19 protein-coding genes are annotated in these 19,582 nt (G+C 66.8%); 14 read left to right on the forward strand and 5 right to left on the reverse strand.

Annotated elements, in window-relative coordinates:
* Positions 1-62 precede the first annotated feature (62 nt).
* Positions 63-1,010 carry a ribokinase gene (locus SD72_RS14720; RefSeq protein ID WP_042545226.1) on the forward strand — a complete coding sequence of 316 codons (948 nt, stop codon included), beginning with the start codon at positions 63-65 and terminating at the stop codon, positions 1,008-1,010.
* A 3-nt stretch (positions 1,011-1,013) separates the two neighbouring features.
* On the opposite strand, the gene SD72_RS14725 is transcribed toward SD72_RS14720, so the two are convergent.
* Together SD72_RS14725 and SD72_RS14730 are read right to left on the reverse strand one after the other, a co-directional pair.
* Positions 1,014-1,391 (reverse strand): HNH endonuclease, encoded by a 378-nt coding sequence (locus SD72_RS14725; protein WP_042545227.1) that lies wholly within the window; start codon positions 1,389-1,391, stop codon positions 1,014-1,016.
* 36 nt (positions 1,392-1,427) lie between these two features.
* Positions 1,428-2,444, reverse strand: a complete 1,017-nt coding sequence (locus SD72_RS14730) for an epimerase (protein ID WP_042545228.1) — start codon at positions 2,442-2,444, stop codon at positions 1,428-1,430.
* A gap of 164 nt (positions 2,445-2,608) precedes the next feature.
* Between SD72_RS14730 and SD72_RS14735 the strand changes: the two genes are divergently transcribed.
* From SD72_RS14735 to SD72_RS14745, 3 genes are all read left to right on the forward strand, one after another.
* Positions 2,609-3,100: a Dps family protein gene (locus SD72_RS14735; RefSeq protein WP_042545229.1), complete on the forward strand. Its 492-nt coding sequence runs from the start codon at positions 2,609-2,611 to the stop codon at positions 3,098-3,100.
* 129 nt (positions 3,101-3,229) lie between these two features.
* Positions 3,230-4,516 (forward strand): adenylosuccinate synthase, encoded by a 1,287-nt coding sequence (locus SD72_RS14740; RefSeq protein ID WP_042545230.1) that lies wholly within the window; start codon positions 3,230-3,232, stop codon positions 4,514-4,516.
* Positions 4,517-4,527: 11 nt separating this feature from the next.
* On the forward strand, positions 4,528-4,836 hold the full coding sequence (locus SD72_RS14745; RefSeq protein WP_042545231.1) for a chorismate mutase: 309 nt from the start codon (positions 4,528-4,530) through the stop codon (positions 4,834-4,836).
* Positions 4,837-4,870: 34 nt separating this feature from the next.
* Here SD72_RS14745 and SD72_RS14750 read toward each other — a convergent pair whose 3' ends face one another.
* Positions 4,871-5,530, reverse strand: coding sequence for a GntR family transcriptional regulator (locus tag SD72_RS14750; protein WP_042545232.1), 660 nt, complete (start codon positions 5,528-5,530; stop codon positions 4,871-4,873).
* A 125-nt stretch (positions 5,531-5,655) separates the two neighbouring features.
* Between SD72_RS14750 and SD72_RS14755 the strand changes: the two genes are divergently transcribed.
* The 4 genes from SD72_RS14755 to SD72_RS14770 all read left to right on the forward strand — a co-directional run bounded on the left by SD72_RS14755 (position 5,656) and on the right by SD72_RS14770 (position 8,527).
* The gene (locus SD72_RS14755; protein WP_042545233.1) at positions 5,656-6,402 is read left to right on the forward strand and encodes an aspartate/glutamate racemase family protein; all 747 of its coding nucleotides are present in this window, start codon (positions 5,656-5,658) and stop codon (positions 6,400-6,402) included.
* Positions 6,403-6,581: 179 nt separating this feature from the next.
* Positions 6,582-7,439: a fumarylacetoacetate hydrolase family protein gene (locus tag SD72_RS14760; RefSeq protein WP_042545234.1), complete on the forward strand. Its 858-nt coding sequence runs from the start codon at positions 6,582-6,584 to the stop codon at positions 7,437-7,439.
* Entirely contained in the window at positions 7,439-8,194 is a 756-nt protein-coding gene (locus SD72_RS14765) for an SDR family NAD(P)-dependent oxidoreductase (RefSeq protein WP_042545235.1), read from the forward strand. The genes SD72_RS14760 and SD72_RS14765 overlap by 1 nt, the downstream gene beginning before the upstream one ends.
* A 9-nt stretch (positions 8,195-8,203) precedes the next feature.
* Positions 8,204-8,527, forward strand: a complete 324-nt coding sequence (locus SD72_RS14770; protein WP_042545236.1) for an L-rhamnose mutarotase — start codon at positions 8,204-8,206, stop codon at positions 8,525-8,527.
* 66 nt (positions 8,528-8,593) lie between these two features.
* On the opposite strand, the gene SD72_RS14775 is transcribed toward SD72_RS14770, so the two are convergent.
* Positions 8,594-9,331, reverse strand: a complete 738-nt coding sequence (locus SD72_RS14775; RefSeq protein ID WP_042545237.1) for a GntR family transcriptional regulator — start codon at positions 9,329-9,331, stop codon at positions 8,594-8,596.
* A gap of 207 nt (positions 9,332-9,538) precedes the next feature.
* Here SD72_RS14775 and SD72_RS14780 point away from each other — a divergent pair, with 207 nt between their 5' ends.
* The 4 genes from SD72_RS14780 (at position 9,539) to SD72_RS14795 (ending at position 15,359) form a co-directional block, all read left to right on the forward strand.
* The gene (locus tag SD72_RS14780; protein WP_042545238.1) at positions 9,539-10,852 is read left to right on the forward strand and encodes an enolase C-terminal domain-like protein; all 1,314 of its coding nucleotides are present in this window, start codon (positions 9,539-9,541) and stop codon (positions 10,850-10,852) included.
* A 31-nt stretch (positions 10,853-10,883) separates the two neighbouring features.
* On the forward strand, positions 10,884-12,119 hold the full coding sequence (locus tag SD72_RS14785) for an alpha-hydroxy acid oxidase (protein WP_042545239.1): 1,236 nt from the start codon (positions 10,884-10,886) through the stop codon (positions 12,117-12,119).
* Between the two features lie 96 nt (positions 12,120-12,215).
* On the forward strand, positions 12,216-14,135 hold the full coding sequence (locus SD72_RS14790) for a heavy metal translocating P-type ATPase (RefSeq protein ID WP_042545240.1): 1,920 nt from the start codon (positions 12,216-12,218) through the stop codon (positions 14,133-14,135).
* Between the two features lie 60 nt (positions 14,136-14,195).
* Complete coding sequence (locus SD72_RS14795) at positions 14,196-15,359, forward strand: Rv2578c family radical SAM protein (RefSeq protein ID WP_084767255.1); 1,164 nt, start codon at positions 14,196-14,198, stop codon at positions 15,357-15,359.
* A 50-nt stretch (positions 15,360-15,409) separates the two neighbouring features.
* On the opposite strand, the gene SD72_RS14800 is transcribed toward SD72_RS14795, so the two are convergent.
* Positions 15,410-16,963, reverse strand: a complete 1,554-nt coding sequence (locus tag SD72_RS14800) for a class I adenylate-forming enzyme family protein (RefSeq protein ID WP_042545241.1) — start codon at positions 16,961-16,963, stop codon at positions 15,410-15,412.
* Between the two features lie 180 nt (positions 16,964-17,143).
* Here SD72_RS14800 and SD72_RS14805 point away from each other — a divergent pair, with 180 nt between their 5' ends.
* Both SD72_RS14805 and SD72_RS14810 read left to right on the forward strand, forming a co-directional pair.
* Positions 17,144-17,839 (forward strand): TetR/AcrR family transcriptional regulator, encoded by a 696-nt coding sequence (locus SD72_RS14805; RefSeq protein WP_052492743.1) that lies wholly within the window; start codon positions 17,144-17,146, stop codon positions 17,837-17,839.
* A 34-nt stretch (positions 17,840-17,873) separates the two neighbouring features.
* Positions 17,874-19,568 (forward strand): acyl-CoA dehydrogenase family protein, encoded by a 1,695-nt coding sequence (locus tag SD72_RS14810; protein ID WP_042545242.1) that lies wholly within the window; start codon positions 17,874-17,876, stop codon positions 19,566-19,568.
* The last annotated feature ends 14 nt before the right edge of the window (positions 19,569-19,582 follow it).

Here is a 19,582-nt window from a genome sequence, read left to right on the forward strand (position 1 = left end):
CGCGGGGACCCACCTGTGTAACATTGCCCGCACCCTGAGGGCGGGCGCGAAAGGACCTCACCATGACCGACGGCCTCATCCTTGTGGTTGGTTCGCTGAACGCGGATCTTGTGGTGCAGACCGCACGTTTTCCGCAGCCGGGGGAGACGCTCACCGGCTCCGAGCTCCGCGTCATTCCCGGCGGGAAGGGCGCAAATCAGGCGGTTACCGCTGGGCGGCTTGGCGGCAACGTTGCGATGGTGGGGGCGCTCGGTGCGGACGCCAACGGACAGTTGCTCCGTGACTCGGTGGCGGAATCCGGGGTTGAGACCGCCCATGTCGCGTCGCTCGAGGGTGTCGCGACAGGCACCGCCGTCATCACCGTTGACGGCGCAGGCGAGAACACCATCATCGTCTCGCCCGGGGCCAATGGCCGCCTGGGTATCGCCGAGCTCGACGCTGCCGCTGAGCTCTTCGACCGGGCCGCGATCCTCTGCCTGAGCCTTGAGGTCAGCATGGAGGTGGTGCTTGAGGCCGCAAGCCGCGCCCGCGCAGCCGGTGCCAGGGTGCTGCTCAACCTCTCGCCATACGGGCCTGTGCCAGACGAGCTCCTCAGCCTCACAAACATCCTGCTCATCAACGAGCACGAGGCCGCTGACCTGCTTGAGCTCACCGCAGAGCAGGTGCTCAGCGAGGGCGGCAAGCACACGCGTGCGGCGCTCACCGAGCGTGGGATCCCGCGCGCCGTGGTCACCGCTGGCGCCGCCGGGAGCATCGTGTTTGACGGGGCGACCCGCGACGGCTCCGACGCGGTTGTTGTGCCGGCGCCGCGGGTCACCGCGGTCGACACGACGGGCTGCGGCGACGCGTTCATGGGCGCGCTCGCGCTTCGCCTCGCCGCGGGGGATCAGCTTGCCGTTGCTGCCGCCTACGCGGCGACTGTCGGGAGCTTCGCAGCCACCAGGGCTGGCGCGCAGGCCTCGTACCCGACGCCCGCGGAGCTCGCGGAGTTCACTGCCTCACACGCTTAGGCGTCACTGCTCGGGATCGGGCATGAGCGCTTGCAGGATCGTAGCGTGCCGCAGCAGGAATGCTCGCTCGTCGAGCTTCTTGCGTCGGAGCCATCCGGTGACCTCGGTGTTGTGTTTGCTTGCGTTGCACGACGCGCAGGCGGGGACAACGTTTCCCAGTGTGTAGCGCCCGCCGCGAGAAACGGGCTGCACGCAGTCGCGCTGCAGCGCAGCGCCCTCGCCCTGACAGTAGGCGCAGCCGCCCCATGCGTCGAGCAGGCGCAACCATTCGGCATCGGTGAGGTCGTTGTCGACGCGCGCGAGACGATTCTTCCGCCGCTTCGCGTAGCGTGCGCTGGTGGTTGCCGAGCGTGTGGTGGGGAACTTCCGACGGGGCTGCACAGCTCCACCGTACTCCGAATGCTCTGCCGAAACGCTTTAGCCCTTCGCGCGGCCGACGCCGATCCCGCGGCGCGCGGCGCGGCTGGCGTGTACGGAACGCAGTGCGGGTTCGAGCTCGGGCCACTGGAATTCGTAGCCGGCTGCGAGGAGCTTCTCCGAAGCTACCCAGCGGCTCTTGAGCACCATCTCGGACTCCGTCCGCAGCGCCCAGGTGGCAGGCTCGAGCATCCAGCGGAATGCTGGAAGGCCGAATCGGGCTCCGACGGTTCGGCGCATCGCCCCCATCATCGTCACGTTGTCGCTCGCGCCGGGGGAAGCAACATTTACTGGCCCGGAGAGCGAATCAGTTGCGAGGGCGAACCGCACGGCTCCGACGACGTCGTCGATGTGCACCCAACTGAAGCGTTGCCTGCCGCGGGTTCGGTGCCACCCAGGTGATTTCGCAGGCGTTGGGTCCGGGCCAATTCCCCGGTAGCGCCGGTGAGGGAACCATGGCCCGTCGTGCTGCGGACCGCCAAGGCCGAGCCGCGCAAGACGAAGGAGCATGTTGGTTGCTGGGCCGTCGCCGAGGGCGATGGCGATCCGAAGGGCGACGCGCCGAGTGTCGGGCAGCTCCGGGGAGAGGAACTCTCGCTCCCAGTTGCGGGCAACATCGACGGAGAATCCGGTTCCGAGCTCCCCAGAGCTTTCGGTTTGGGGGTGGTCCATCGCGTGCCGGTAGATCGTGGCGGTGCTTGCGTTGATCCACACAGCGGGCGGCGCGTCACTCGCGGCGATTGCTGCCGCTATCGCGCGAGTTGTGTCGACCCTGGATCGCAGGATTTCGTTCCGGTTCTTGTCGGTGTAGCGGCAGTCGACGCTCTTGCCTGCGAGGCCGATGACGGCGTCGGAGCCGTCGATCAAATGGCGGATTGCTGCAGCGTCCTCCCACGTGGCGTCGGCGTTGCCGCGGCCGATTGTTGCTACGTGCCAGCCGTCGGCTTCGAGCTCGTTCCTGAGGCGTGAGCCGAGGAATCCCGAGGCCCCTCCGATGACGATGCGACGTGTTGACAAGTGTTCCCCAAGCGGCAGGCTATCCGTGTACTGACTCCTCTCAGCTTAGCCAGGCCGTCCACTGCGCGGCGATTACTTCATGCGGCGTTCAGGTGTACCGCGTACGCTGAGGTGTACCGAGTGCCCAGCACGTACGGGCGCTCCCGAGAGAGAGGGAAGCCAGTATGACTATGCAAGAAGCCCGTATCCCGGCCGCGCAGGGGGACATGAATCGCCCGAGCGGGGTCGCACAGTACTTGAGCCCGGTCGTCCACGACCTCGTCGCACTCCACGTGAATGCGAAGCAGGCGCACTGGCACGTCCGTGGTATGAACTTCGTGAGCATCCACGAGTTCCTCGACGTGATTGTGGAGAACGCGCAGAACGGCGCGGACACGGTAGCGGAGCGGATCGTGGCCCTTGGCCTGCCGATTGATTCCCGCATTACCACCGTCGCGGCGCGCGCCTCGAACCCTGAGCTCAGCCCGGGGTTCCAGCAGGCGAAGGTCACCGTCCGTGAGATGGTCGCCCAGCTCGATGCAACGCTCGAGACCCTGTACCGGGCAATCGAGGGGCTCGAGAACGTTGATCCGGTCAGCCAGGACATCGCGATCGCCGTGGCTCAGCAGCTCGACAAGGACCGCTGGTTCCTGTTCTCACACTTCGCTGAAGCATAAGCAATTCTTAGACTGCGCCCGGCGACATCTCACGGTGTTGCCGGGCGCAGTTGTGTGCCGCCAGGGCGCGGGTACCGACGCTCCGCTAGACTAGCTCGGTATCTGCCTAGTGCGAAGGAAGGGGCTGAGATGCCCGCTGTACTGATCACCGGTGCCCAATGGGGCGATGAGGGAAAGGGTCGGGCGACCGACCTGCTCGGGAGCCGTGTCGACTACGTCGTGAAGTTCAACGGCGGTAATAACGCCGGCCACACGGTCGTTATTGGCGACCAGAAATATGCGCTCCACCTGCTGCCATCTGGCATCCTCACCCCGGGCGTCGTCCCCGTCATCGCGAACGGTGTCGTGGTGGATCTCGCGGTACTCAAGCTCGAGCTCGATGCGCTCAAGGAGCGCGGCGTCGACGTCTCGAAGCTGAAGGTGAGTGCGAACGCGCACGTCATCACCGAGTACCACCGCACGCTCGATAAGGTCACCGAGCGCTTCCTGGGGAAGCGCCAGATCGGCACCACCGGTCGCGGGATCGGCCCTGCATATGCCGACAAGATCAATCGTGTCGGGATTCGTATCCAGGACATCTTCGACGAGGGGATTCTGCGGCAGAAGGTCGAGGCTGCTCTCGACTTCAAGAACCAGGTGCTCGTCAAGATCTACAACCGCCGCGCGATCGATGCAGATGAGGTCGTGAATGACCTCCTGCAGTACCGCGAACTGCTCGAGCCCATGGTGTGCGACACCGGGCTGCTGCTCCACAACGCGCTGGCCGAGGACAAGACGGTGCTCTACGAGGCCGGCCAGGCGACGATGCTCGACATCGACCACGGCACGTACCCGTTCGTGACGAGCTCAAACGCAACCTCGGGTGGTGCATCGACGGGCTCTGGCGTTCCGCCGCACCAGATCGACCGCATCATTGCGGTCATCAAGGCGTACACGACCCGGGTCGGTTCCGGCCCGTTCCCCACAGAGCTGTTCGACGAGATGGGCGAGTTCCTGCAGACCAAGGGCGGTGAGTTCGGTGTGACCACCGGGCGCGCACGTCGCTGCGGCTGGTACGACGCGCCGATGGCACGCTACGCGGCGCGCATCAACGGCGTTACCGACTTCGTGCTCACCAAGCTCGACGTGCTCTCTGGCATCAAGTCCATCCCGGTTTGCGTCGCCTACGACGTGAACGGCGTGCGGCACGACGAGATGCCGGTGAACCAGTCGGACTTCCACCACGCGACTCCGATCTACCAGGAGTTCCCCGGCTGGGATGAAGACATCACGGACTGCCGCAAGTTCGAGGATCTGCCGAAGAACGCGCAGGACTACATCGTCGCGCTTGAGGCCATGAGTGGCGCGCGGTTCTCCGCCGTCGGAGTTGGCCCAGAGCGCGAGCAGGTCGTCGTGCTGCACGATCTGCTGAGCTGAGAGGTGCGCTGATGCACAGCCTGACCCCAGAAGAAAACCTGAATCGACTGCGGTCGAGCATCGACAATATCGATGCGGCGCTCGTGCACATGCTCGCCGAGCGTTTTCGGTGCACGCAGGAGGTGGGTCAGCTGAAGGCTCAGTACGACATGCCTCCGGCTGATCCGGCCCGGGAAACGCGGCAGATTGCTCGCCTGCGGAGCCTCGCTGAGGATGCCCATCTCGACCCGGAGTTTGCCGAGAAATGGTTCAACTTCGTGGTCGCAGAGGTGATCCAGCACCACACCGAGATCGCCGCGGATTCGCGCCAGGTCGACTGACGGCTTCGCCCTGCGCGCCGTGCGCGCCAACGCGTTAGTCGGTGAACAGGTCGCCGACCTGGCCGCCGAGGGCGCCCCACTGCATTGCTGATGACTCTGCTGCGCCCACGGCGTCGCCCGTGGCGATGAGCTCGAGCAGCGCAACGTGATGATGCACGGTGTTCGGCGCGCCGTGCCTTGAGCTGAACTTCCGGTAAAGGATCCGCTGCACGTGCGGGTCGAGCTGCATCATGATGCGCGCGAGCACTGGGTTGTCGGCGTAGTCGCGGAGCGCCTGGTGGAATGCCACGTCGGCTTCCAAGATGGCAGCGGGGGATCCGGTGTCGATTGCGGCAGCGAAGCTGTCGTTCAGGGCGCGGAGCTTCGTGAGTTCGGGCTGGCCGATGTGCTGCACTGCCTGCTCCACGGCAAGCCGATCAAGGGGCTGCAGGATCTCGAGTGTGCGCTCGACCGACCGGGCAGTGAGCGTCGCGACGCGGGTGTGGGCACTGGGTTTTGACTCGGCGAGGCCGAGATCGATGAGCCTGTTGACGGCCTCGCGCACCGGGGTTCGAGAGAGGCCGAGCTGGGAGGCGAGCTCTGCGTCGCGGATGCGTGCGCCTGGCGCGAGATCTTCCCGGATGATGGCCTCGAGGAGTCGATCGAAAGCGATGTCGCTCATTCGTTGGCGCTCGACGGTGTGCAGCACGTTCATGGTGGCCCCAATGTATCTCAGTTCGCACGCTGCACGGTGGGGGCGTTCTGGGAACTCGCAAATTGGATATTGCAACCGGAATCCGATATCCGATATATTGCTTGTGGGCGTGAGGGGGCGCGAGCATGACTGCGAGGACGGGACTGATTGGCGTAATTGGCGGAATGGGGCCGCTTGCGACCGTTGACTTCTATCGCAGCGTTGTTGCGGCGAGCGGGGCCGCACGCGATCAGGACCACCTCCCGCTGCTCATCTGGGCGGATCCGCGCATCCCAGACCGCAGCGATGCGATCGTTGGCGGAGGCCCAACGCCGGTCCCCATGCTCAGGGTCGCGGCGGAGACCCTCGTCGCGGCGGGCGCTGAACGCTTGGTTGTTGCGTGCAATACGGCGCACGTGTTCCTGGATGAGGCGCTGGCGGGCGTGCCTGTTCCGCTTCTGAGTTTGATTGAGGAGACCGCGGACGCAGCCGGCCGATTGGCTGCGGCCGGTGAGCGCATCGCGATCCTGTGCACAGACGGCACCCTCGCGTCTGCGGTGTACCAGGACGCGCTCGAGTTGCGCGGCGTTGTTGCCGTTGAGCCGACGCCCGCGGAACAGCGGGCCGTGATGCGTGGTATCCGGGGCGCCAAGGCTGGGGCGCTCGGCGATGCCGCCGCGGCGCTGGCCCCGGTTGTTGCCTCCCTCAGGCGGCGCGGCGTGACGGTGGTGCTTGCGGCCTGCACTGAGCTGCCCGGGGTGCTCGCGGCGGTCGCGGGTCAGGTGAGGGTACTCGACCCCATGGCGGTCGCGGCCGAGGCGCTCGTCCGGGATCACGCCGCCCTGCTGCACGGCGAGCCGGGTGCTGGCGCGGGGGTCGTCGCGAAAAAGTGACGACTGGGGTCGCATCCGAGCGGCGATAAATATAGGATCGGTGCTAGTCCTATAGGATTAGCTGGCCAGAGTTGGACAGCTCCGTGTGAGGGACACCGTCCGCGCGGGTGCGCGCTCGCCCGGAGCGGGCGGCGCGATCCCTGCCGGGGTGGTCACCTTGTGATCGAAGGAATGCAGTAGTGAAATTTGCACAGCTCGGACCCGTTGGCGAAGAGATCCCCGTCGTTTTCGACGGCGACACGGCCCATGACCTGCGTGGCGTCACCGCGCGAATCGACGGCGCCTTCCTCGCGACCGGCCTCGCCGACGTGCAGCGCCTGCTCGAAGCTGGCCAATTGCCGGAACTCCCCGGGGCCTCAGCGATGCGCATTGGCGCGCCGATCGCTAGGCCGAGCGCGATCGTGTGCGTCGGTATGAACTATGCAGCGCACGCAGCGGAGTCTGGATCCGCCCCTCCCGAGCACATGGTCATCTTCAACAAGCTGCCCAATACGATCGCTGGCCCCAACGACGTCGTCGTGGTTCCGCGGGACAGCGAGAAAACGGATTGGGAAGTGGAGCTCGGCATCGTGATCGGCAAGCGCGCAAGCTACATCCCGTCGCGTGCCGACGCGGAGGAGTACATCGCCGGGTTCGTGCTCGTCAACGACCTTTCTGAGCGCACCTGGCAGATCGACATTTCTGGCGGGCAGTGGGGGAAGGGGAAGTCGGCGCCAGGGTTCTCACCCACCGGGCCGTGGCTCGTCACCCGTGACAGCATCGACGCCCAGAACGTGCGGCTCCGCAGCTCCGTGAACGGGCAAGCGCGGCAGAACTCGAGCACCGCCGACATGATCTTCAGCATCGCGCACATCGTCCACGAGCTCAGCCAGTACATGGTGCTCGAGCCGGGCGACCTCGTGCTCACGGGAACCCCTGAGGGGGTGGCCCTGTCGGGCCGCTTCCCTTACATCGCCGCTGGTGATGTCGTCGAGCTTGAAATTGAGGGTCTTGGCGCGCAACGCCAGGAGTACGTTGCCTACACGGAGGTGCACTAATGGCCGAAGAATTCGCGGGCCTCGTTGCGATCGTCACCGGCGGTGCATCGGGCATCGGCGCAGCCATCGTTGCGCGCCTCGCAGACGCTGGCGCAAAGGTTGCCGTCTTGGACATCAATATTGGTGACGCTCCAACCGGGAGCTTCGCCCGGCGCGTCGACATCGCGGACACCGAGAGCGTGAACGCCGGCGTCGCCGCGGTGGCCGAGCACTTCGGCCGCATCGACATCGTCGTGAACAACGCTGGCATTGGCGCACAGGGCACCATCGAGTCAAACGACGACGAGGAGTGGATGCGGGTGCTGAATATCAACGTGCTCGGACTCGTTCGGGTCTCTCGCGCTGCCCTCCCCTGGCTGCGGCAGTCGCCGGCGGCGGCCATCGTGAACACCGCCTCGATTGCGGTGACCGCCGGGCTTCCGGATCGCGCACTGTACGGCGCGTCGAAGGGCGCCGTCTACTCACTGACGCTGCAGATGGCCGCCGACCACCTGCGTGAGGGGATCCGCGTCAACTGCGTGAACCCGGGGACGGCGGATACGCCCTGGGTGCAGCGCCTCCTTGATTCTGCAGCCGACCCGGCTGCTGAGCGGGCCGCCCTCGAAAAGCGGCAGCCGCACGGTCGCCTCGTGCAGCCTGCGGAGGTCGCTGAGGCGGTCGCCTATCTCGCGAGTCCACGCGCTGGATCGACGACGGGCACGGCTCTCGCCATCGACGGCGGGATGGATGGGCTGCGCCTGCGGCCCGTTGGCTAGGGGGACGACATGAAACGGGTCGCTCAGGTGATCGGGGTTCCGCCGCAGCACTGGGAGGCGTACGAGCGCTACCACGCGGCGGTCTGGCCGACCGTGCTCGAGCAGATCGCGCTCAGCAACATCCAGAATTACTCGATCTATCGGCACGGTGAGCTGCTGTTCTCGTACTTCGAATACGTCGGAGACGACTACGAAGCCGACATGGCGAGGATGGCAGCTGATCCCGAGACGCAGCGATGGTGGTCGCTGCAGCAGCCGCTGCAGCGACCCCTCGAGGGGCGCGCCGAAGGGGAGTGGTGGGCAGAGATGGCCGAGGTGTTCCACCAGGACTAGCCCAGGCGCGCCCGCCGTGAGCGCGCGGGTGCTCCCAGTGCGCCCTTCGCGCCCGGTGCGCCCGCGCTACAGGCTGAGCGATGCCCCGGTCACCGAGCGTTCCGGGTGCAAGCCGGGGAGCCCGGCGTTCGCGGATTGCTCGCCGCGGCCCGCTTCGAACCGGAGGTACGCCGCCGCGAGGTGGTCGCGCATCGCCTTCTCGGCAACTTCGGGTTCGTGGTTGCGGATCGCCGTGAGGATCTGTCGGTGTTCATCGATGGTGTGCTCGCCCGTGCGCTCGCCAGGATGCAGGCGGAATGCGTGCAAGTGGCAGTGCGTTTGGGCGTAGGCGGAGCGCAGCACCTCGTTCGAGGCGCTGCTGAGGATCGCGTCGTGGAACCGGATGTCGTGGTCCATGAGCTCGTAGCGGATGTCCGACTTCGCGTCGATGAGTTTGGTGATCGCCGCGACCTCCTTGTCGAGGATGTGGCCCGGGTTCTGCAGTCGATCCTGAGCGGCGATCTTCGCAGCCCACGGTTCGACGAGGAGCCGAAACTCGTAGAGTTCCCTGAGCTCGGCCGCCTCGAGGATTGGCGTTGTGCGGTAGCCGCGGCCCGGCTCCTGTACCACCAGCTTGTCGCCCTGGAGTTGCCGGAGCGCCTCGCGGATGGGTGTTGAGGAGACCTGCAGTTCGCGGGCGAGTGCGTCGATGTTGATTCGGGTGCTCGGGGGGATTTCGTGGCGGAGGACGCGCGATCGAATCTGTTCGTATACAGACTGCGCGGAGTGACGGTCGGTGCTCGCGGAATCGGTCGCCGATGCCATGTGTCTGCCCCCTGGGTGTGGAAAGAGTCGCGCTGGGTGATCCGCGCTGCCTCCAGAATATCCGGACGGGGCGCGAACCACTCACCAAAGAATATACGATCACGAGTAGTCCTATAGGATCGAACTGTGCCCGCGGTCGTGCTCACGGCGAGTCCGTAACCGCGCGGTGCCCGATACACCCGGCCACAGCCGAGAAGAGAGAAATACATGCCAGTCATTACCTCGGTCCGCAGTTACGACGTGCGGTTCCCGACCTCGCTAGATCTCGATGGCTCCGACGCGGTCAACGTTGACCCCGACTACTCCGCCGCATATGCCGTCCTCGAAGCAGACAACGGAGAGCGCGGCTACGGCCTCGTCTTCACCGCAGGCAGGGGCAATGAGATCGTCGCCAAGGCGATCGAGAGCTACGGCAAACGCCTCATTGGGCTCGAACTCGATGACCTCGTCGCCAACCTCGGCGACGCAGCACGGCGCCTCGTGCACGATTCCCAGCTGCGCTGGCTCGGCCCTGAGAAAGGTGTCTCCCACATGGCAGCCGGGGCGGTCATCAACACGCTATGGGACGTGAGGGCCAAGCGCGAAGGCAAGCCGCTCTGGCGGCTGCTCGTCGAGATGAGCCCCGAGGAGCTCGTGAGCACCATCGATTTCACGCACATCACGAACGCGCTCACGCCCGAAGAAGCGCTTGAGCTGCTTAGAGCGGGCGAACCGGGAAAGGCGGCGCGCGTAGCGGAGCTCGAGGCGCACGGGCACCCGGCCTACACGACGACGCCCGGGTGGCTCGGATACTCCGACGAGAAGCTGGTGCGGCTGTCGAGGGAAGCCGTTGAGGCCGGTTACGACATGATCAAGCTCAAGGTTGGAACGCGACTCGAAGACGACATCAAGCGCATGCGGCTCGCTCGGGAGACCGTTGGCCCAGACGTTCGCATCTCCATTGACGCGAACCAGCGCTGGGAGGTCGCCGAGGCGATCGACTGGACGAACGCGCTCGCCGAGTTCGACCCGTTCTGGGTGGAGGAGCCAACGAGTACCGACGACATCCTCGGCCACGCGGAGATCCGCCGCGGCGTCACCCCCATCAAGGTGGCAACAGGCGAGGCGGTGATGAACCGCATCATCTTTAAGCAGTTGCTGCAAGCGGGAGCGATCGACGTGCTGCAGCTCGACTCCACCCGCGTAGCCGGAGTGAATGAGAACATCGCCATCCTGCTGCTCGCGAGAAAATTCGGGGTCCCGGTGTGCCCGCACGCCGGTGGCGTTGGACTCTGCGAACTGGTGCAGCACTATTCGTTCTTCGACTATGCCTCGCTCACGGGCGATATTGGGTGGAAGCGCGTAGAGTTCGTTGACCACCTGCACGAACACTTTGTTGAGCCTGCGCGAGTCGTCAACGGCAATTACGTCGCCCCGAAGTTGCCTGGCACGGGGGCCGAAATGCTTGAGGCGTCGCGCGATCGCTGGGTGTTCCCAGACGGGGCGGGCTGGGGAGAGCTCCGCGCGCAGGGCAAGATCTAGGTTCGAGAAGCAGATAGGAAGGCAGCGAAACATGGTGCATCGTCAGTTCCCTCGCCCCGCTGAGATCCTCGATCTCATGCAGTTCAAGAAGCCAGAACTCAATGCGAAGAAGCGCCGTCTCGATGGCGCGCTCACAATCTACGACCTGCAGCGCATCGCGAAGCGCCGCACGCCCAAGGCGGCGTTCGACTACACGGACGGCTCCGCTGAGGGCGAGCTGTCGCTGTCGCGAGCGCGCCAGGCGTTCGAAGACATCCAATTTCACCCTTCGATCCTCAAAGACGTGTCAGCGGTGGACACCCGTGCCCAGATCTTCGGTGGCGAATCTGCGATGCCATTCGGAATCGCGCCGACAGGCTTCACGAGACTCATGCAGACGGAGGGGGAAACCGCGGGGGCGGGTGCCGCGGCCGCGGCCGGTATTCCCTTCACGCTATCCACGCTCGGGACGACCTCGATCGAGAACGTCAAGGCGACCAATCCTCACGGCCGCAACTGGTTTCAGCTGTACGTGATGCGGCAGCGCGAGATCTCATACGGACTCGTCGAGCGCGCGGCCGCCGCGGGCTTCGACACCCTCATGTTTACGGTGGACACCCCGGTTGCAGGAGCCCGACTGCGCGACACGCGCAATGGGTTCTCGATTCCGCCGCAGCTGTCGCTCGCGACTATCGCGAATGCGATCCCGCGCCCCTGGTGGTGGTGGGACTTCCTCACGACCCCGAAGCTCGAATTTGCGTCGCTGTCGTCGACCGGCGGCACCGTCGGGGAACTGCTCGACTCGGCGATGGACCCCTCGATCTCGTTTGAGGACCTCGACATCATTCGAGCAATGTGGCCGGGCAAGCTCGTCGTGAAGGGGGTGCAAAACCTTGAGGACTCCAAGAAGCTCGTCGATCTCGGCGTTGACGGCATCATTCTCTCGAACCATGGTGGGCGTCAGCTCGACCGCGCGCCGATCCCGTTCCACCTGCTGCCGGAAGTCGCAAGGGAGGTTGGCCACCACACCGACATTGCGATCGACACGGGCATTATGAATGGGGCAGACATTGTTGCCTCGATCGCGCTTGGTGCGAAGTTCACCCTCGTCGGCCGCGCCTACCTGTACGGGCTGATGGCGGGTGGCCGCGAGGGCGTAGACCGGATGATCGCTATCCTCTCCGATCAGATCGTGCGCACGATGAAACTGCTCGAGGTGCAGACGCTCGAGGAGCTCACCCCCGCGCACGTGACGCAGCTGCAACGCCTCGTCCCGCGCGCGCCGTAGCCGACCTCGGGCCACCCAAGGCCAGGCCCGGTCACCGGATCGGGCGAAGCTGCCGCCCATTGCTTTCCTGAGCTATGTAGAACCAAAATGGTGGCTATGAAGCTTATTCTGCGGTGGACACGGGCGTACCCGGCGGTAGCGCTGACGATTGTTGTCGCGATCATCGGGCTCAGCATGCTCGCGACGCCCGCGCGCGGCATCGCGCCATGGCTCGTCGGCGGGTACGCGCTCTGCATCGCGGCGTGGCAGGCCTACGGCATGGTGCGGCAGCTCATGCGCGGCCATGCCGGCCTCGACATTCTCGCGGTCATCGCGATTGTTGCGGCGGTGAGCGTCGGCGAGGTGTGGGCCGCGCTCATCGTCGTGCTCATGATCACCGGCGGTGAGGCGCTCGAGGACTACGCGGAGAATCGCTCGAAGCGCGAACTCACCGCTCTCCTCAAGCGCGCTCCACAGACCGCGACCCGGCTCATCACCGCCGCGGCGCCCGCGGGCGTCGGTGCGAGCGGATCCACCGCGGCAGCAGATCGCGCCGTCTCGGAGCTCGCGGTCACCGAGTTCACCGACGACCGCACCGAGACCGTTCCGGTGGGCGAGATCCTCGCGGGAGACCGGTTGCTCGTGCGGCCGGGCGAGCTCGTCCCCGTCGACGCGATCCTCCTCTCCGACTCGGCAGAGTTCGATGAATCCTCGCTCACGGGCGAAAGCCTGCCGGTGATGCGCGCCCGCGACGAGCGCATTGCGAGCGGTGTGGTGAACGGATCCAGCGCGATCATCATGCGCGCCGCGGCGACAGCGAGCGACAGCAAATATCAGCAGATCGTGGATCTCGTCGAGCAGGCCCAGGGCAGCCGCGCGAAGACCGTGCGGATCGCCGACCGCTACGCGGTGCCCTTCACCGTTATCGCACTCGCGATCGCTGGCGTCGCCTGGTGGGCGAGCGGGGATCCCGTGCGCTTCGCCGAGGTGCTCGTCGTCGCGACCCCGTGTCCGCTCCTCATCGCGGCGCCCGTCGCGTTCCTCGGCGGCATGAGTCGCGCGGCGAAGGAGGGGCTCATCGTGAAGGGCGGCGGGACTCTCGAGCAGCTCGCGAAGGTGCGCTCCGCCGCGTTCGACAAGACCGGCACGCTCACGACGGGCCGGCCCGAGCCGCGCGCGGTTCGCCCGGCCGAGGGGTTCACCGAGGAGCAGCTGCTACAGCTCGCCGCGAGCGCCGAGGTGTACTCCTCGCACGTGCTCGCGAGCGCCGTCGTCGAGGCAGTGAAAGCGCGCGGAATCTCACTGCTGCCCGTCGAGCGCGCCGAGGAGAGTGCGACGAACGGCGTGGAAGCGGTTGTCTCCGCGGGCACGGTGCGCGTCGGCAAGCCCTCGTGGGTGGCCGAGGTGGCCCCCGATCTGGGGCGCGCTGACATCGGCGCCGGCGAGCTCGCAATCTACGTCTCGCTCGATCATCGCTTCGCCGGCGTGCTCGTGATGCGCGACGAGCTGCGGCCAGAAACCCCTGAGGTGCTCGCCGAGCTGCGCTCGCTCGGCATGGAACGTTTCGCGATGGTGACCGGCGACGTCGCGGCGACCGCGAATGCGATGGCCGCGCAGGCCGGCATCACGGAGGTCCACGCGGAGTCGAGCCCCGCGGATAAGGTGCGGATCGTTGCCGCTATGCAGCCCCGCCCGCTCATGATGGTCGGCGACGGGCTCAACGACGCCCCCGTGCTCGCCGCCGCCGATGTGGGCTTCGCGATGGGGGCGCGCGGATCAACCGCGGCGAGCGAATCCGCCGACGTGGTGAACCGCTTCGACCGGATCGATGGTGTCGCGACGGCGGTGCGGATCGGCAAGGACACCGTGCGCATCGCCCTCGAAAGCATCTGGATGGGCATCGCGGTGAGCGTTGGGCTGATGCTCGTTGCGGCGTTTGGGTTTCTCCCGGCGATCGCTGGGGCCTGGCTGCAGGAGGTCGTCGACCTCGTCGCGATCCTCGGTGCGCTGCGGGCGATCCGAGGCAAGCGCCGCTGACGGGGCTCGCCGAGGGCGCAGCGGCTTGCAATTCGTTCGAACATATGTTCGAATAACCTCATGAGGTGGAGCGAACAGGGTGTTGCGGTCGGCGCGGCAGGCGCTGACGTTCAGGTGGCCTCGTCCGCCGCCGGGGCTGCGTCGACACTCCCCGGGCTCGAACTCACCGAGCTCGCTGCGATGCCCGGGCATCTGCGGACGGTGCGCACCCCGGAGTTCGCGGGGGCCGTGTTCCACGAGGTGCTCGCGAAGAGTGCGCTCAACAGGGTTCCCGCGGGGTCGGCGATGCCGTTTTCGTGGACGATCAACCCGTACCGCGGCTGCTCGCACGCCTGCGTCTACTGCTTCGCCCGCGGCTCGCACCGCTACCTCGACTTCGACACTGGCCGCGATTTCGACTCGCAGATCGTCGTGAAGGTCAACGTTGCTGAGGTGCTCGGGCGCGAGCTCGCGAAGCCGTCGTGGCGGCGCGAGATGGTCGCGCTCGGCACGAACACCGACCCGTATCAGCGGGCCGAGGGTCGCTACCGGCTGCTGCCGGGCATCATCGAGACACTCGCAGCCAGCGGCACCCCGATCTCGATCCTCACGAAGGGAACGCTGCTGCGCCGCGACCTGCCGGTGCTCTCGGAGGCCGCGAAGCGGGTTCCCGTCGAGCTCGCGATGTCCATCGCTGTCGGCGACCACGCACTGCAGCAGTCCATCGAGCCTGGCACGCCGACCACGCGGGCGCGGCTCGACACCGTAGCAGCGGCGCGGGCGGCCGGCTTCGGCGTCGATGTGTTCGTGATGCCTGTGCTGCCGTACCTCACCGACAGCCCTGCCCAGCTGGACGCGCTGTTGCGCGACATCCGCGAGGCTGGCGCGCGCTCCGTAATGTACGGCGCCCTGCACCTGCGCTCGCACGTCAAGCCGTGGTTCTTTGCGTGGCTTGAGCGGGAGCACCCCGAGCTGCTCCCCGGCTATCGGAAGCTCTTCCCCGGCGCCTCAAGCAAAGCGACGCAGGCGTACCGCCTTGAGCTTGCGGCCCGGATCCGGCCGCTCATGCGCAAGCACCGACTCGAGTACGCCGGGAGGGCGCACAGCCGCGACCCGTACCCGCCGGTAGCGGCCGCGGGAGCGCACGGCTCCCGGCGGCGTGGAGCAGTGCAGCTCGACGCTGAGCCGCGCGAGGCGGCCGCAGTGTTTGCCCCACCGGGTGTGCCCGAGCCAACGCTGTTCTGAGGCGCGGGCGGGCCGTGCAACCCTCCCGCGCTCCCGCGCTCCCGCGCCGGTCAGGCCGCGGGAGCGCCCTCCTGTACGAGCGTGCGCAGCCGGTGCTTGAGCACCTTGCCGGACGGGTTTCTTGGCAGGGCTTCGACGGGTACAAGATCGCGCGGGATCTTGTACTTTGCGAGCCGCGACGCGAGGAACTCTCGGAGTTCTTCGACGCTCGGCCCGCCGCCCGCGGCTGGAACGACGACCGCGACGATCGTCTCGCCCCACTCGGCGTGCGGCCGACCGACGACAGCGATGTCGGCAACGCCGGCGTGCTCGCGCGCAGCGTTCTCGACCTCGAGCGTGTAGACGTTCTCGCCACCGGTGATGATCATGTCGTTGATGCGGTCCGCGATGAAAAGGTAGCCGTCCTCGTCGAGGGTCGCGAGGTCACCTGTGCGGTACCAGTCGCCTTCGAACGCGCGCTCGGTCGCCTCGGGGTTGTTGAGATACTCGCGCATCCGGGTATCTGAGCGCAGCCAAATCTCACCGGTCTCGCCCGGCTTGGCATCGGCGCCGTCGAGGGTGATCACCCTGAGATCAACCCCTGGCATTCCCGCGTGCCCGATCGAGCCGGCCTTGCGTTCTTGGTCGGCGGGCAACAGCGTGGTGCCCACTGGGCCCATTTCGCTCATCCCGTACACCTGGTGGAAACCGCCTGAGGTGAAGGCGGAGCGCATGGTCTGCATCGTGTCCTTGCCAATGAGCGCGCCACCAGCGATCCACAGGCGCATGCTCGAGAGGTCGAACGACTCCCAGTCGAGGCCCGCTGCCTTGGTCGCCTGGAGGGGTGCGAGGTACGCGATCGCCGGCCCAAAGAACGCGGTCGTGCGCTCCTTTTCGATCGTGCGCAGCAGTTCGATCGGGTGGTACTCGCGCAGCAGCACCGCAGTTCCGCCGAGGAACATCATAGGGAGGAACCAGTTGTTGAGCGGTGAGGAGTGCCAGATGGGCATCGCGATGAGGAAGCGGTCGGCCGACTGTAGGCCAGTGCCAGCGGTGCAGTAGGCGGACACCGTTGTGATGCCGCGGTGGGAGTGCAGGCACCCCTTCGGGTCGCTCGTGGTGCCTGAGGTGTAGAGCAGCTCCGCGATGTCGGTCTCGCTCACCGGCTCTCCGTCCCACGGCTCGGCCTCGGCCATGAGTGCGTCGAAGTCGTCCCGCGGGTCGACCTCGATCTCGGGGAAGGCGGCCGCCTCCGTGACGAGCCAGCGCACGCCCGGGGCTGCTGCCCGCGCGGTGTCGAGCAGGGTCGCGTCGACGACGCCGACCTCAGCGCCGCTGTGGGTGATGAGGAACCTGAGCTCGGGGGCCGTGAGCTTGTGGTTCACAGGCGCGAGCACCATTGCGGCGCGCCAGAGCCCGAAGGTGGCGAACACGAAACCCGGGGTGTTCAGGGTGACGACGGGAACGTTGGCCCCTTTCGCGAGGCCGGCGTCTCGGAAGACGCTTGCTGCGCGGCGCGACTGTTCGACGAGGTCGGTGTACGTGTATCTGCGGTCGCCTGCAACGATGGCTTCCTTCGCGGGAAACTTTCGTGCGGTGCTGTCGAGCATGCTGCTGAGATCCATAGCTTCTCCAAAGTTCAACGACGGTGTTGATGTGTGGCGGGGCGAACAGCTGCCAACCCCTTCCGTAAACAATTGAATCATGGTTCAATTGTTTACGGAAGGCACTCCAGCAAACACCCAGTTCAGGGCGGGAGGCGCCGCGGCAGGGGCATGAACTGAGGCCGCAGAAAGAGGAACACAATGGCGTACCGAAGCACAGAGCGCACCGAGCAGCACCGCATGGCGCGCGAGGCCGCGCTCATCGCCGCCGGTGTCGACCTCGTCGCCGAGGGCGGATTCGCCGCCGCCACAATTGCTGGGGTCGCCGGTCGAGCTGGCGTCTCAGCCGGCACCGTCTACACGTACTTTCCCGACAAGCTCGCGCTCACCGCGGCGATCTTCGATCGCGCGGCAGGCATTGAGCTCGCCGTCGTCCGCGAAGCGGTGGGCTTCGGCACCGCCGCCCGGTTGGAAACGCCGGCATTCGACCGGCTCGACGCCCTCGTTCGGGCCTTTGGGGCGCGCGCACTCAGGGGGCGCACGCTCGCAATGGCGCTCCTCTTTGAACCAGCCGATGTCGCCGTCGAACGGGAGCGCCTCGTGTTCCGCCGCTCCTACACGGAGACAGTCACCGAGATCCTCGCAGACGGCTTCGCGGAGGGCGCCCTCACCGAAGAGCGCATCGACCTCATTGCCCCTGCGATCGTTGGCGCGTTGGGCGAGGCATTCATCCGCCCGCTTGAGCCGACGGTCGCCATCGCCGCCGGTGACCCCGATCCCGCCGTAGGTGATCCCGATCCCGCCGCCGAGGTCACCGCAGTCCTCGACCATATCGCCGCGGCCACCCAGCGCCTCGCCGGGTTCGCTCAGGCGCCCCTCACCAGACAGTCACGCTAAGCCCCAAACACCCGCACGTTCGAAGGAGACACTGATGTCCACCACATTTACCGCATCCGAGACGAGCACGATCCTGCGCCCCGCTCCGGCAGGCCGCACCCACACTGTCAGCAATCAGCCGCCTGAGCGCACGGAGATCAACGAATACACCTCGTTCCCCGTGCTCCGCGAAGCCGTGCAGGCGTTCGGCGCCGGCTGGGCAGACACCGCCCTCACGGAGACGGGCGCCCACGTCGGCACCGCAGAGTTCCAAGAGGATGCGCGCCTCGCAAACGCCGAGACCCCCGAACTCGTGAGCTTCGACCACCGCGGCAACCGCATCGACGAGGTGCGCTACCACCCCTCGTACCACCGCGTCATCGGCGCGGCGACCGCGGCCGGGGCACACACCTCGGCGTGGGCGAAACCGCAGCCGGGCGCACACGTCGCACGCGCGGCGACCTTCTCGCTGTTCGCGCAGGTCGAGCCAGGCCACGCCTGCCCCATATCCATGACCCACGCCGTCGTACCAGCGCTCGAGCACGCACCCGATCTCGCGCAGACCTGGCTACCCCGACTGTTCGGAACCGGATACGACGGCACGCTGCGCACCCCGGGCGAGAAGCCGGGCGTGCTCATGGGCATGGCAATGACCGAAAAGCAGGGCGGCTCAGACGTACGCGCCAACGAAACCGTCGCGACGCGCGTCGAGGGCGGGGCGCTGCTCACGGGACACAAGTGGTTCTGCTCAGCACCGATGTCTGACGCGTTCCTCGTGCTCGCCCGCGAGGGCAACGACCCTGAGGGACGGATCAGCTGCTTCTTCGTTCCCCGCGTTCTCGAAGACGGCACGCGCAACGAGTTCCGGGTGCAGCGGCTGAAGAACAAGCTCGGCAACAAGTCGAACGCATCGAGCGAGATCGAACTCGACGGCACTGTCGCATTCCCTGTCGGTGAGGCTGGCCGCGGGGTGCGCACGATCATCGAGATGGTCGCACGCACCCGGCTCGACTGCGTCATCGGAACCGCAGCCGGCATGCGGCAGGCCGTCGCCGAGGCGCTCTGGCACGTGCGGCACCGCGAAGCATTCGGACGCACGCTCGTCGACCAGCCCGCGATGACGAATGTTGTTACCGATCTCGCGCTCGAGTCCGAGGCCTCAACGCTGCTCGCGATGCGGCTCGCCGCCGCGCACGAGGACGCGGCCGACGCCCAGGAGCAGTCGTTCAGGCGACTCGCAACCGCCGTCGCGAAGTACCGCATCTGCAAGCGCGGCCCCGCCCACGCCTGCGAGGCCATGGAGTGCCTCGGTGGCAACGGCTACACCGAGGACTTCCCGCTCGCAATGCGCTACCGCGAGCAGCCGGTGAGCGCGATCTGGGAGGGCTCGGGCAACGTCATCGCGCTCGACGTGCTCCGTGCACTTGCCCGCGAACCGGAGAGCATCGCCGCGTTCGACGCGGAGCTCGCGCTCGCCGCAGGGGCCGACCCCCGCTTTGACGCGCTGCGCGCTCGCGTGCAGCAGGGGCTCGCTGAGATCGCTGGTGCACCGGTTGACGTCGCGCAGGCCGGTGCGCGCGGACTCGTCGGCACGATGGGGCTCGCGCTGCAAGCGGGGCTCATGCTGCGTTACGCGCCGTCGGCGAGTGCCGAGGCGTTCATTGGGGCTCGCCTCGGTGAGGATCGCGGGATCGACTACGGGGTGCTGCCGGCAGGCACGGACCACGCGACGATCCTTGCAAGGCACTAGCGGCTGGGCCGGGG

This window comes from Leucobacter komagatae, assembly GCF_000834055.1.
Lineage (GTDB): Bacteria > Actinomycetota > Actinomycetes > Actinomycetales > Microbacteriaceae > Leucobacter > Leucobacter komagatae_A.